Here is a 14,248-nt window from a genome sequence, read left to right as displayed (position 1 = left end):
GTGATGAAGATTTCACAAAAGAGCGTAACACGTCTCTTGGCGTTTGTAAGTATCTTTGTTCTTTCATTGGTAACATTGACGACAGTCTTTGGTGCTGAAGTTACAAACTATACTAACAACACTAGTATTACCCTTGATGGCAAACCAATTACTGCTGATACAAAAGTAGGTAGAGGCCAAGCCATGGAGGCTACAAACAGCATTACTTTCCCAGATTCTCAAGCAATCAATGCAGGTGATACACTTGTTCTTGAGTTGCCAAAAGCATTGAACTGGCCAGTTAAGTCAGAATTTCCAATCAAAAATGGGTCTGAAATCATTGGTAATGCAGTTGCTGACCCAACTACTGGTAAAACTACAGTAACGTTCACTGACTATTTCTCTAAAAACCCACAAAACAAGAGAATGTCATTGAAATATGATATTGTTATTAATGCGGAGAATGTTACTAAGTCAGGACCACAAACATTCAAGTATGGTGAGCAAACTTATAATTTGACATATGATCCAGATTCTACTGCAATTGGTCAATACGAATACAAGTATGGATACCAAGACCCACAAAATCCTAAACAAATCAAATGGCGTGTGATCTTGAACGCTGGTCAAGACCAATTGAATGGGCTGCAAATTAAAGATGAGCTTGCTGACGGGCAAGTATTGATAGAAAAAACGCTTCGTGCTGTTCGTTATGCAACACAACCAAAAGCTATCGAAAGTGAAGAGCAACTTACCAAACTTGATCCAACAGACAACTTCACTAAAAAAGCTGTATTTACAAAAAATGCAGAAGGTAAGATTACTGGATTTACTTTTAACTTTGGGGACAACTACAAATGGCCAATCTACATTGAATACACTACTGAGTTGACTGAAACTAAGAAAAAAGGTGATGTAGTTAATAACGTAGTTAAATGGACAGCGAAAAACTTCCCTAAGGAACGTAGCTACCCTGCTAAAACACTTATCTACACTGCGTCTGGTGAAGGTGAAGGGGAAACTACAACTTCAACTACTACAACGACGACAACAACAACGGAGTCAACAACAACTTCAACGACAACCACAACGTCAGAGGAGCCAACAACAACTTCAACGACAACCACAACGTCAGAGGAGCCAACAACAACTTCAACGACAACCACAACGTCAGAAGAGTCAACAACAACTTCAACGACAACCACAACGTCAGAAGAGTCAACCACAACTTCAACGACAACCACAACGTCAGAAGAGCCAACAACAACTTCAACGACGACAACCACAACGTCAGAAGAGTCAACCACAACTTCAACGACAACCACAACGTCAGAAGAGTCAACCACAACTTCAACGACAACCACAACGTCAGAAGAGTCAACCACAACTTCAACGACAACCACAACGTCAGAGGAGCCAACCACAACTTCAACGACAACCACAACGTCAGAAGAGCCAAGCACTACTTCAACAACGACGACAACAACGTCAGAAGAGCCAAGCACTACTTCAACAACGACGACAACAACGTCAGAAGAGCCAAGCACTACTTCAACAACGACGACAACAACGTCAGAAGAGCCAAGCACTACTTCAACAACGACGACAACAACAGAAGAGCCGGTTGTTACTGAAACTACAGTGACTCCTGAAAACCAAAACGACAAAGAAACAACAACTACACCGGAAACTACAACACCACCAACACCATACGTTCCTAATGATGGTCCAACAACCACGCCGGAACCTACAACACCACCAACACCATATGTTCCTAATGATGGTCCAACAAGTACAACAACAGAAGAAACATCAGAAGAAACATCTGAGACAACAGAAGGAACTTCTGAAAAACCAGCACCTTCTGTTACAACAACAGAAGATAAACCTGGTCTTCCATTTACTGGTGAAGCTACAGGAGCAACACTTGTGTTGGCAGGTGTGGTAATCTTGTCAGGTACTGTAGTAATGAAACGTAAATTTTCTAAATAATATTAGATGAGTTTCTTTAGAGAGGAGAGAGCAGTGCTCTCTCCTTTTTAAAAGTATAAAGACTATGGAGCATTTAGATGAAACTATCAATTCTAATTACCCTTTTAAACGAAGAATTAGTTCTATCTCAAACTCATAAAGCCATTTCTGAGAAATTAGATAGCATGCTCATATCAGAGGAGCTATCTGACTATGAAATTCTTTATATCGATGATGGGAGTCGCGATAAGACCTTGGAGCTAATTGATACTATTGCCAAAGAAAATCACCGTGTCAAGTATATTAGCTTTAGTCGAAACTTTGGCCGTGAAAGTGGAATTCTTGCAGGATTTAAATATGCTACTGGTGATGCTGTCATGGTAATGGATGGAGATTTGCAGCATCCACCATACTTGATTCCTCTCTTTGTAGAAGCTTATAAAGAAGGATATGATATTGTGAGTGGTCAGAGAAGCCGTGAAGGTGAGTCTGTGATAGGTAGTTTTTTTGCACGCTGTTTTTACGCATTTTCAAATCACTCCATGGATGTTCAACTAACAGATGGTAAATCTGAGTTGCGTCTATTAAGCAAGAGGGCGGTTGATGTATTTGTCTCACTTCCAGAATATAATCGATTTAACAAAGGACTTTACGAATGGATTGGTTTTAAAGAAAAAGTTATTTCGTACAAAAATGAAGTTCGTAAAGCAGGAAAGAGTAAATTTGGTTTTAAGAAATCTATGAACTATGCTGTTCAAGGAATCATTTCTTTTAATGATCGTCCTTTGAGGATTTGTATTCAATTTGGATTTATCAGTATGGCTCTTTCTCTTTTTTATATAATTTTTGAATTTTTTAAAGTTATCTTTGCTTCTGAATATACAAGTGGCTACTTCACAACAATAGCTGCCATTGTTCTTTTTAGTAGTGTTCAGTTAATCTTTATTGGAATACTCGGAGAGTATATTGGTAAAATTTACTATGAAGTGAAGAATCGTCCTCACTTTATTGTAGCTAAAAGTAATATTATACAAGCTGAAAAAGATAAAATTGGTTAAAATCATTTAGGAGAAATCAATAATGAAAAATTGGTTAACGCGATGGCGAGAATTAAATGAAAAGCATCCTAAAGGTGTTCTTTATGCGCTAAGTGCCTTACTACCGATGACAATCATGTTAGTTGTCTGGTTTTTCATGGGTAGTTATCCCTTTGGAAATAAAAGTCTGATGGCAGTTGATTTTGGTCAACAGTACATTAGTTTTTTTGGCTTGCTTAAGAATGCGGTGCTTACTGGTAATCTAAGTAGCCTGACTTATTCCTTTACCAAATCTCTCGGTGGGGATATGATAGGTGTTCTTGCTTATTACTTGATGAGTCCCTTTAATATTTTTTATATTATTATCCCTTTCAAACACTATGCCTTAGCAGTATTTTTGACCATTTGGCTCAGATATGGAGCAATCGGACTTTCTCTAGCACACTTACTAATTAAACGGTATAAAGGAGCAGAGTCTAAGCGTTGGATGGTCCCTTTATTTGCGACTGCTTATGCTCTTTCGGGGATGCTGGTATCTTATCAAATGAATGTCATTTTTTATGATGCCATGATTATGCTTCCTATCGTTATCGTGTATTTGGAGCAATTATTGGAGGGCGAAGCTCCATATCCCTATGCTTTTGTATTAGGTATAACGGTATTACTACAATTCTACATGGGCTATATGACTTCGATTTTTATCGTCTTATATGCTTGTTATTATGTTTCACCTCGTCTTGCAAATGAGGGTGATTGGAAACAAAAATTAAAATATTATCTTCAACCCTTATGGAAGTTTTTTATCTACTCTATACTTGGAGTAGCAATGGCTTCGATTATATTGGTTCCAGTATTTTTTAACTTACTTGAAAGTAAAGGACAAGTGGGTGGTGCGATGACATTCTCCTTTGCTTTTCAAATCAATCCTCTAGATATTTTGTCAAAACTATCTATTGGAGGATTTGATAATACTTCAGGTTGGTCAGCTGGTCCAAATTTACCAAATATCTATATTGGATCTCTTGGTTTTATTGGCTTTATCTTGTTCTTTGTTTCAAATAAAATGCTCAAGGAAAGAAAAATAGCTGCTGGAGTTGTTACTCTTATCTTTTTAACTTCCTTTGTGAATGAATTTGTCAGTAAAATTTGGCATATGGGACAAAATCCTGCTGGATTTTTCTTCCGCTTTTCATGGATTTTCTCTTTCTTTATGCTAATTCTTGCCTATCAAGTATTGAAGGAGAAAATTGAAGTCACTCGTCAAGGGAAATTGTTGTCAATTGCAGTATTAATCTTATCAGCAATTTATCTCTACACAAAAGATTTCACCTACCTACCAAAAAAACAACCTGAAGTCTTGACTAAATTTATCGCAAATCATTTTGTTATCTTTATAGTTCTCTTAATAACTGGAATAGTTGTTGGATTTTATCTATACTGGGATCGTTCTTTTAAAACAAGTAAAGAAAAAAAAATGATACTGGTCATTGCAACGGGAATTATTCTTGTCTTGGTCGGATTGCTACAATCAGGATATCTTTTCTCACGAGTAATTTTGACTTTAATTATTTATCTAGCTGTACTTGTTTTATTGCGCCCAAGAATAAATCGCTTATCAGTTCTTGTGCTGTCGGCCTTAACTATTTTTGAGCTTGGCTATAATGCATATCTTTCACAAGTGACTTTGGGTTACGCAGATGTTGATAAATTTGTAGATGCAACGGTTTCTGTTAAACGTGTGACAGATAGCGTTCAAGAAAATGCAGATCAACCCTTCTATCGTATTGCTAGTACTTTTGCCTATTCACGAACAACACCATCTCTTATTGGGTATCCAGGATTGAGCACCTTTAGTTCAAGTTTAGAGCGAACAACTATGGACCAATTTGCTTTTATGGGAGATCAAGGAATCAATGCGGCAACTGAATATGAGAATGGTACTCCTTTAACAGATGCCTTGTATGGTATTCGTTATTACATGGATGTTAAGGATATCGATCAAAAGGAGAAAGACGCTCATCCTGATAAAATGTATTTTACTCGCTTTGCTAGTCGTTACGATATGAATCGTTATTTCACTGAAAAAGTTTATGAAGATGAACGTTACCTAGTTTATAAAAATCCTAATTCATTCCCGATTGCCTTTGGAACAAATGCTTTAGTTAGAAATATAAATTTTGGAACGAATAATGCTGTAAAAAACCAAAATATCATTCTTAACTCCATGGAGGGTGTTCAAAAAGATCAGGAAAATTATTTTGAATACTTTAAACCTCTGGCATATGGGGAAGTCGAAACTGAGAATCTAGTAGCGGAAGATGTAAATAAAGAAAAGGGTACGGCGGTCTATAAACGTGAAGATTCCAGTAAGGAAGCAATTGTCCGCTATCGAATTACTCCTCAAACAGATTTGACTTATTACTTCTTTGTGCCAGCCTCTCTAAATTCGGAAAAAGAATATTCAGTATTGTTAAATGGGAAATGGTTCACTCATTCTAAGAGAAACACGCAACGTCAACTTTGGCAGTTTGCAGATAATGCGGCAGGAAAAGAAAGTATCTTAGAATTTCGCTTTAAAACAGATAAGGTAGATCTTTCCCAAGCAGGAGTTTATCGTGCAGATGTTAATCAAATTCAAAAGGTATTGGAGAATCGAAAAGCTCAAGGTTTACAAGTTGAGAAGTTTTCGAATACTCATATCGTTGGATCTGTAGATATTACAGATGATAGCAAATTCATGATGACTTCGCTTCCGTATAGCGAAAGTTGGAAAGTAAAAGTGGACGGAAAGGATGTTCCAACTTCAAAAGCATGGAATAGTTTCTTATCTTTCCCAATTACTTCTGGACAACATAAAGTTGAATTTGTCTTCTCACAAAAGGGCAGATTTATTGGTACGGTAATAACAATTATTAGTGTCATTATTCTTTATTTCACACGACTTAAATATAAAGAACAAGAAGAATCTCTTGATTAATAAAAGCCCCTTAGTAGCTAGTGGTAGAAGCTGGTTTCTAGGGGGATTTTTACTTATGGTGTTCTGCAAGTTTTTCGGTCAGGATACCATCCCTGACCTTTTTCTTTTGCAAAATGACAAAAATATTAAACTTTTTGACAAATATGCTTGTCAAAAATAAAAAGATGTGTTACAATAAAATCAAGATAAGAACAAAGGAGAAAAAAGACATGCTAAAAAATCGTCTAAAAGAGCTTCGGGCTCGCGATGGCCTGAATCAAACAGAGCTGGCCAAACTAGCTGGCGTGTCCAGGCAAACCATCAGCTTGCTTGAGCGGGATGAATATACTCCATCCATCGTCATTGCTCTAAATATTGCTCAGATATTCCATGAGCCAGTTGAGTCGGTCTTCCGCTTAGAGGAGGATGAATGATGAACAAGTACAGAGTGATCTATTATGTAGCACTTGTAGCTCTATTGGTGGGCGTGTTTCTAATTATCGGGACAGACTTAGGCTGGTTTAATCTGTATCAAGGTGAGCAATCTTTTTGGCTTTACTTTGCCCTCATACCAGTAGTTGAATGGATTGAAAAGAAATCAAAAGGTTTAGAAGTTGTAAAAGGAGAAAAGTTATGAAAGAGTTTTTAGCAGGTTTTCAAGTCGATACTGAGAACAAAGAACTTGCCGGTGTTTGTGCAGGTTTAGGAAATTATTTTAACATTCAAGCCAATATCGTTCGTTTGGTGACAGTCTTGTTGTTTCTATCTTCTACGGAGATTGGGATTATAATAGTAACTCTCTATGCCTATCTAGCAGGTTGGCTTGGGAATGAACCCTTGGGAGATGGAGCAAAAAAAGCTAGAAATCAAGCTATTCTCTTACTTGCTGTTTGTTTGATTTTGGTGTCACTTGGAACAGAAGGCTTGACCGCTATTTTTGAATCAGGTAAAGCCTTTGGTCAGTGGTTATTTGGCTTGTTTTAGAAAGAGGTTTAAAGATGGAAAAGAAACAAATCATTTTTGCACTGAAGATTTTTCTTGCAAGTGCTTTATTAGGAATATTTACTGGTTTCCTTGGTGTTAATCCTTTAGGTATCAGTCAAGAGCAAGTAGTCGTTGCCTTGAAATCATTCTTTCTTGGTTTAGGGATGCTTACGGTGATTCTAACCTTTTATTTCACTAGAAAAAGTCATCAGGCTTATCAGAATTATCAAAGAGAGGAAGAGGATGAAGGAAATGAGCAAGACTACCTTGCTACGTATCGCTTCTTAGATTATGCTACAGTAGCTTGGAATGTTTGCCAAATTAGTATGCTTTCCTGCCTACTGATAGATTTGGGAGGTTTAGGCGCATCAGCAGCATCCTTACTTTTGATAGTTTTAGGTATCTGGGCTGGTGCTTACTGTCTAAAAATCACCAGCAAGATTCGTAACTACAAACTTTCTGTTACGGCGACGCCTAAGGAAGTTTTGGACTACCTTGATACTTATGATGAGGGAGAAAAACAGGCTGAAATGGAAGAAGCTTACTTGATCTTGTTCAAGGTCAATCAGATCCTCATTCCTGGTATCTATGTTGTTCTAGTAGTTCTATCTTTAGTATTAGGTCAAGTACAGTTGGTTGCTCTGCTTGTGGCAGTTGTCATCCATTTGTATACCAATGTCGCACAATTGCGCAAAACAAAACGTTATTTCAAATAGGAGAATATTATGAAAACACTTAAAAATATCGGCTGGTATAGCCTTGCCTTCTTATCATTTCTTATGGTCTATAGTTTTATTCAGGGCGTAGGTTTAGCCGCCTTGATAATGGGAGCACCTAGCTACGTTGCTGTCCCTGTTTATGTCTTATTAGCAGGAATCTTCACCTTCGTTACCTACAAGTGGTATAAGACAGGAACCGTTACGATTGAAAAAACGGCCCTTAACAAATACATCTGGCTACCTGCCTTGGTATGGGTACTTGTTATTGTTGCAGAAAACTTTTTACCACATGATCCATCAGTCAATCAAAAGATGTTAGAAGAATTGACTCATAATCAACCTCTTTTCTCTTTCTTTATGGTGGTTGTCTTTGCACCTCTGACAGAAGAGTTAACCTTTAGAGGTATGCTAGCCCGCTATGTCTTCCCTCAACAGGATAACATCAAGCAGACAGCTCTCTTTCTTCTTGTAAGCACTGTACTTTTTGCACTTGTTCATTTCCCTGGGACTCCTCAACAATTCCTAGTCTATAGTGCCCTTGGTCTTAGTATGGGGTTGGCTTATATCAACAAGGGTGGTCTGGCTTATAGTATGGGATTGCATGCCTTAAATAATTTAATTTCATTTGTCATGATAATGATGCTATAATAGACTCAGGAGGAAATTATGAAACGAGTACTATTATTAGCAGTCATTCAGGCTGTCTTTCTCTTCTTTGTCATCGGCCTACTTGTCTATTTCATTAAGGGGGATTTCTTTTATAACAATCTAGCGGTTATCTTTGCTCCTATCGCAGGAGTGATACGATTTGCGACGGCTTATGTGACAGAAATTGTCCTTCCTAAGAAGACAGAAGAGATTTCTGAAAAGCGTAAAAAATAAAGAAAACCCAAATCCAGCGAATGACTTTGCTGGATTTTTTCATTTATAAGAGGAAACTCTCAACTTTTCTGATGATTTTCATGAAGAGCCTGCGCTTTTATGGTAAAATAGTAACAGAATACAAGAGGAGAGAAAACATGAAACGTAGTATGTATGCTGGTCGTGTTCGTGAGGAGCACATCGGACAAGAATTTACCTTGAAAGGATGGGTTGCCCGTCGTCGTGACTTGGGTGGATTGATCTTTATCGACCTTCGTGACCGTGAAGGGATTATGCAGTTGGTTATCAATCCTGAAAAAGTTTCTGCAGAGGTGATGGCAACAGCTGAAAGTCTTCGTAGTGAATTTGTCATCGAGGTGACTGGACAAGTTGCAGCACGTGAGCAGGCCAATGATAAATTGGCGACTGGAGCGGTAGAACTGAATGTAACGGCTCTTACTGTGCTTAATACAGCCAAAACAACACCATTTGAAATCAAGGATGGCATTGAAGCAAACGATGATACGCGTCTACGTTACCGTTACCTTGACCTTCGTCGTCCAGAGATGTTGGAAAACCTTAAGCTTCGTGCCAAGGTAACACATTCTATCCGCAACTACTTGGACGAGTTGGAATTTATCGATGTGGAAACGCCATTCCTTTCTAAGTCAACACCAGAAGGGGCGCGTGACTACTTGGTGCCATCTCGTGTCAATAAAGGGCATTTCTACGCACTTCCTCAAAGTCCGCAGATTACAAAACAGTTGTTGATGAATGCGGGATTTGACCGTTACTACCAAATCGTCAAATGTTTCCGCGATGAAGACTTGCGTGGAGACCGTCAGCCCGAGTTCACTCAGGTCGACTTGGAAACTTCATTCCTTACTGAGCAAGAAATCCAAGATATCACAGAAGGCTTGATTGCGCGCGTGATGAAGAAAACAAAAGGGATTGAAGTAACACTGCCATTCCCTCGTATGAAGTATGATGATGCCATGGCTCTTTATGGTTCTGACAAGCCTGATACTCGTTTTGAGATGTTGCTTCAGGACTTGACAGCAGTAGTCAAAGGTGTTGATTTCAAAGTCTTCTCAGAAGCTCCTGCTGTTAAAGCCATTGTCGTCAAAGGCGCAGCAGACAACTACTCACGTAAAGATATCGATAAGATGACAGAAGTAGCCAAACAGTATGGTGCTAAAGGTCTTGCTTGGGTCAAGGTTGTCGACGGTGAATTAAACGGTCCAGTTGCTAAGTTCTTGACTAGCATTCAAGGCGATTTAACAAGTGCGCTTGGTCTTGAAGATAAAGACTTGGTTCTCTTTGTGGCTGATACGCTTGAAGTAGCCAATGCAACACTTGGGGCCCTTCGTGGACGTATTGCTAAAGAGCTTGGCTTGATTGATAACAACAAATTTAACTTCCTCTGGGTAGTTGACTGGCCAATGTTTGAATGGTCTGAAGAAGAAGGTCGTTATATGAGCGCCCACCATCCATTTACTCTTCCTCAAGCAGAAACTGCTCATGAGCTCGAGGGTGAATTGGCTAAGGTTCGTGCTATTGCCTACGATATCGTCTTGAACGGTTATGAGCTTGGCGGTGGTAGCCTTCGTATCAACCAAAAAGAACTCCAAGAACGCATGTTCAAGGCTCTTGGATTCTCAGCTGAAGAAGCTAATGACCAGTTTGGATTCCTTTTGGAAGCCATGGACTATGGATTCCCACCACACGGGGGCTTGGCTATCGGACTTGACCGCTTTGTAATGCTCTTAGCAGGTGAAGAAAACATCCGTGAAGTGATTGCTTTTCCTAAGAACAACAAAGCAACTGACCCAATGACCCAAGCACCATCAACAGTAGCTCTTAAACAATTAGAAGAACTCAATCTACAAGTAGAACAAGATGAAACAAACGAAACTAACTAAAAAGTGGCACTATTATTTGCGCCGCTTTGCTCACCGAGTGAAGATTTTGCGTGTTTTGCAAAGTATCTCCCGAGAAAAATACGATGAAAAAATTTCAGCTTCTCTAGTATATGGTTTTCTATCAGCAGTAGCTGTCAATTTTTTCTTCCAACCAGGACATGTTTATTCAAGTGGAGCAACAGGTTTGGCTCAGATCATTTCTGCGCTTAGTAATCACTTGTTTGGCTTTTATTTCCCAATTTCAGTAGCATTTTACGCTATCAATATCCCGCTGATGATTTTAGCCTGGTACCAAATTGGACATAAGTTCACGATATTTACCTTTATCACGGTATCCATGAGCTCGCTCTTTATCCAATTTGTGCCAGTGGTGGTCTTGACAGAGGATCCCATCATCAATGCTCTCTTTGGTGGGGTAGTCATGGGACTTGGTATCGGCTTTGCTCTACGCCATAACATTTCCAGTGGTGGAACGGATATTGTCAGTCTTACCATTCGTAAGAAGACGGGGCGTAACGTCGGAAGTATCTCCTTCCTAGTGAACGGGACAATCATGCTGATTGCTGGCTTGACCTTTGGTTGGAAATATGCTCTTTATTCTATGATTACCATCTTTGTCTCCAGCCGTGTAACAGATGCAGTTTTCACCAAACAGAAACGCATGCAGGCCATGATCGTCACTAGCAATCCAGATGCAGTCATTGAGAAAATCCATCATAAATTGCACCGTGGTGCGACCATGATTCACGATGCTGAAGGGACTTATAACCACGAGCGTAAGGCAGTTTTGATAACGGTTATCACTCGTGCAGAGTTTAATGATTTTAAACTCATCATGAAACAAGTTGATCCGACAGCCTTTGTATCTGTCTCAGAAAATGTCCATATTCTTGGGCGATTTGTCGAAGTTGAAAACTAGTTGTTCAGGTAAATAGGATACAAAAAAACCAACTCAAAATAGAGAGTTGGTTTTTATTTTTCAACGATTTTGTGGGCAATCAACTGGCGGTAACAAATTTGTTTGTTGTTTTTAGCATCATCGATGATCTGGAGAATAGTTTCAAAGGAAACACGACCAAGCTCCAAACTATTGATATCGACATAGGCCGCCAAGTTGAGCTTGGGATTGACTGAGTCGAAGCTGAGGACAGGGACATCCAGTTGGTGTTTTGCGATGTAATCACAGACCCCTGCAGCAAGGAGACTATCAATGGTAATAATAGCGTCAATATTTGGATTGTGTTTGAAGAGAAGTCTACTAAAGCGATAACCATTATCTTCAAGAAATTCAGTAGCAAAGTAAGTCAGATTAGTATCAAGAGGCAGATTGTGTTCTTGAAGTGCTTGCTCGTAACCTGTCAGACGGTCTAGTGTTACGAAGAGTCGCTTAGTACCTCCTATAAAGGCAATGCGCTTGCATCCTTTTTTGATGAAATACTCTGTCGCATCAAAACCAGCTTGGACATTGTCATTATCGACAAGTGGAATGAAGGGAGAAAGTGATTTTCCAAGAATGAGGAAGGGGAATTGCTCCTCGACAACCAGTTGCACCAAGGGATCATTTTCTTGAGCGTACAAGAAGATAAGCCCATCCACACGTTTTCCGTAGACCATTTGTGAAATGGCGTTTAAACGCTCTTTGGCATCTTTACCTGTCGCAATCTGAATGGCGTAGTGGTTTTCAGAGGCGACTTGGGCGATACCACGGAGGACAGATGGGAAGAAAGGATTTTGATAGAAGGCATCTGAGTCGTCAGGAAGGACCAAGCCAATAACTTGGGTATAACTGCTAACAAGACTTCGAGCATTTAGATTAGGATGATAATTGAGTTCTTTCATTGCTTTTCGAACTCGTTTTTTTGTTTCGTCACTAATCGTTGATTTGTTTTGAATAACACGGGTTACGGTTGAAGGAGAAACTCCTGCAGCTTTGGCCACGTCTTTAATCGTAACAGGCATAATAATCTCCTACTTTTTGTAGTCTGGATCACGATAATGAGTCTTATAAAAGATAGTGACCAGGTATAGAACAAATAAAATGTTTTGAACAGTGATCAAAGTCGCCATATTCTGCCCCAAGAGACCTAGAACCAGGGTCAGTAAAGTTGGTAATCCTAAACAGTTCAAAATAAAATGATAGCACTCTTTATAGGTCTTAAATGAGAAGAGACGAGATTTTTTCGTGAAGTAGAGCAGAAGGCTAGCACCTAAAGCTACAATGAAAAAATTAAGTCCAAAGAGAAAACTAGCACCTAAGACCAGGAAGAGGCTGATATAGACGCGGTTCTGTTGATACCAGTCTTTAGAAATAGCCTGAGTCAAGCTTTCCTTGCTTTGGAAACTATCAGTTGTGATAGCATGATAGCGAATGCTGGTTAACTCTTTTCCTTGCTTACTGATGACGAGTTGCTCGGGTTCAAAGCTAAGAAGTAATTCCTCAGGGAAACTTGAACTAGCAGTAGCCCCGATTTGTACAGAAGCTTGATGAGGAGTCGAACCAGTATAGCTTAGTTTTCCATCTACAATCTGAGCATTGGTAGCTAGATCCTGAACGACTTCGTCCGTCAATGGAGCATAGACATCATCGATGAACATCTCTAAAGGATAGGTTTCCTGAGAACTGTTCTGGATAGCAATAGGTACCATGGATAAGCTAATCAAGAAAATACTGGTAAAAATCAGTTGAAACCAGTTTAGACCAAAACGATGAGAGAGGGGTTTACGAAATCCCCAAATACTATTAAAATAAGAAAATGGATATGGTAACATAAATCTCTTTCTATAGGCATTTTTCTATATGAGTATTATATAGAGAAATGTTTTTTATTTCAAGCGGGGATAGTAGAATCCTTGATAAAAGTGAATGTTTGTTATGATTCGTCCACTAACTAACAAGGTAATCTCAGCAAGCTCTTGTTTCTCACCAGACAATCGATGTACAAGGTCAAAAATGAAAAAGGGTGGCGGGGGGTATATTACCCCTTGTCGCCACCGCTTGTAAGTCCTGAAACGAAGTTCTTTTGCAAGAAGAAGAAAAGTGTACAGATTGGAAGAGCGATGAGGATAGCACCTGCTGAGAAGTAGGCGATCTTCAAGTTCTTCGCATTATTGACGAAGGTTTGTAGACCAACGGCAACTGTAAAGTATTCTTTTTCACGAAGCAAGAAACTAGAGAGGATATAGTCTCCGAAAGGTCCCATGAAGGCCCAGAGTGCTTGTACAGCAACCATTGGGCGAACAAGAGGGAGAACGATTTGCCAGAAGCGGCGGAAATGTCCTGCACCATCCAGTTTTGCAGACTCATCAAGAGACATTGGCACGGTGTCAAAGTAACCTTTCATCAACCAAGCATTCATCGGGATACCTCCACCAACGTAGAGGAAGATGAGGAACCAGCTTTGGTTAAGGGCGTTCAACATGAGGGCCATAACGAAGAAGGCAGTCAAAGCGGCCATTGTTGGCACCATTTGGATAATCAAGAAGAAGACCAAACTTTGTTTACGAGCCAAGAAGTTGTAACGGCTATAGGCATAACCAGCAAGTACGATAATACTTGTCTGAACAACCATAGTGATCAAAGCGATAATCAAAGTGTTGAGGTACCATGTGCCATACAAGGTTTCTGTAAAGAGCCCTTTGAAGTTATCAAGACTGAAATTGACATTGCTGTCGAGTTTGAAGGCCACAACGTTACCGGCCTTAAAGGCTGACATAATCGTGATTAAAAGAGGATAGATAATAACGATTGAAAGTCCAATTAAGTAAAGATAAGTAAGGGTTTGAGTCAGTCTACGTTTGATTTTGATTGAGTTATTCATC

Annotated in this window: 14 protein-coding genes; 11 read left to right on the top strand and 3 right to left on the bottom strand. The window is 39.3% G+C overall.

The genetic code is table 11. The annotated features are described in order from the left end of the window. Positions 1-3 precede the first annotated feature (3 nt). The 11 genes from QM859_RS07560 to QM859_RS07510 all read left to right on the top strand — a co-directional run bounded on the left by QM859_RS07560 (position 4) and on the right by QM859_RS07510 (position 11,348). On the top strand, positions 4-1,971 hold the full coding sequence (locus QM859_RS07560; protein ID WP_414262659.1) for an Ig-like domain-containing protein: 1,968 nt from the start codon (positions 4-6) through the stop codon (positions 1,969-1,971). A 77-nt stretch (positions 1,972-2,048) separates the two neighbouring features. Continuing rightward, positions 2,049-3,008 carry a glycosyltransferase PgfS gene (gene pgfS, locus QM859_RS07555; RefSeq protein WP_414262658.1) on the top strand — a complete coding sequence of 320 codons (960 nt, stop codon included), beginning with the start codon at positions 2,049-2,051 and terminating at the stop codon, positions 3,006-3,008. A gap of 22 nt (positions 3,009-3,030) precedes the next feature. After that, positions 3,031-5,964, top strand: coding sequence for a glycosyltransferase PgfM1 (gene pgfM1, locus QM859_RS07550; protein ID WP_414262657.1), 2,934 nt, complete (start codon positions 3,031-3,033; stop codon positions 5,962-5,964). Positions 5,965-6,173: 209 nt separating this feature from the next. Further along, positions 6,174-6,377, top strand: a complete 204-nt coding sequence (locus tag QM859_RS07545) for a helix-turn-helix transcriptional regulator (protein ID WP_414262656.1) — start codon at positions 6,174-6,176, stop codon at positions 6,375-6,377. After that, entirely contained in the window at positions 6,377-6,580 is a 204-nt protein-coding gene (locus QM859_RS07540; protein WP_414262655.1) for a hypothetical protein, read from the top strand. Before QM859_RS07545 ends, QM859_RS07540 begins: the two co-directional genes overlap by 1 nt. Then, positions 6,577-6,927 (top strand): PspC domain-containing protein, encoded by a 351-nt coding sequence (locus QM859_RS07535; protein ID WP_414262654.1) that lies wholly within the window; start codon positions 6,577-6,579, stop codon positions 6,925-6,927. The genes QM859_RS07540 and QM859_RS07535 overlap by 4 nt, the downstream gene beginning before the upstream one ends. Positions 6,928-6,941: 14 nt before the next feature. Then, complete coding sequence (locus QM859_RS07530) at positions 6,942-7,643, top strand: DUF3169 family protein (RefSeq protein ID WP_414262652.1); 702 nt, start codon at positions 6,942-6,944, stop codon at positions 7,641-7,643. A 9-nt stretch (positions 7,644-7,652) separates the two neighbouring features. After that, the gene (locus QM859_RS07525; protein WP_414262651.1) at positions 7,653-8,294 is read left to right on the top strand and encodes a CPBP family intramembrane glutamic endopeptidase; all 642 of its coding nucleotides are present in this window, start codon (positions 7,653-7,655) and stop codon (positions 8,292-8,294) included. Between the two features lie 18 nt (positions 8,295-8,312). Then, the gene (locus tag QM859_RS07520) at positions 8,313-8,528 is read left to right on the top strand and encodes a hypothetical protein (RefSeq protein WP_414262650.1); all 216 of its coding nucleotides are present in this window, start codon (positions 8,313-8,315) and stop codon (positions 8,526-8,528) included. Positions 8,529-8,665: 137 nt separating this feature from the next. Next, on the top strand, positions 8,666-10,429 hold the full coding sequence (gene aspS / locus QM859_RS07515; protein WP_414262649.1) for an aspartate--tRNA ligase: 1,764 nt from the start codon (positions 8,666-8,668) through the stop codon (positions 10,427-10,429). Then, the gene (locus QM859_RS07510; protein ID WP_314944272.1) at positions 10,407-11,348 is read left to right on the top strand and encodes a YitT family protein; all 942 of its coding nucleotides are present in this window, start codon (positions 10,407-10,409) and stop codon (positions 11,346-11,348) included. Before aspS ends, QM859_RS07510 begins: the two co-directional genes overlap by 23 nt. Before the next feature lie 53 nt (positions 11,349-11,401). On the opposite strand, the gene QM859_RS07505 is transcribed toward QM859_RS07510, so the two are convergent. From QM859_RS07505 to QM859_RS07495, 3 genes are all read right to left on the bottom strand, one after another. Further along, a complete protein-coding gene (locus QM859_RS07505; protein WP_254724666.1) occupies positions 11,402-12,388 on the bottom strand; it encodes a LacI family DNA-binding transcriptional regulator in 987 nt (328 codons plus the stop codon). Between the two features lie 9 nt (positions 12,389-12,397). After that, the gene (locus QM859_RS07500) at positions 12,398-13,198 is read right to left on the bottom strand and encodes a DUF1189 domain-containing protein (RefSeq protein ID WP_254724667.1); all 801 of its coding nucleotides are present in this window, start codon (positions 13,196-13,198) and stop codon (positions 12,398-12,400) included. 206 nt (positions 13,199-13,404) lie between these two features. Further along, positions 13,405-14,247 carry a sugar ABC transporter permease gene (locus QM859_RS07495; protein WP_414262647.1) on the bottom strand — a complete coding sequence of 281 codons (843 nt, stop codon included), beginning with the start codon at positions 14,245-14,247 and terminating at the stop codon, positions 13,405-13,407. Position 14,248 lies beyond the last annotated feature (1 nt).

It is taken from the genome of Streptococcus infantis (assembly GCF_047463175.1).
GTDB lineage: Bacteria > Bacillota > Bacilli > Lactobacillales > Streptococcaceae > Streptococcus > Streptococcus infantis_AC.
Note: the sequence above shows the minus strand (reverse complement) of the source record. Positions and strands in the feature narration are given on the sequence as shown.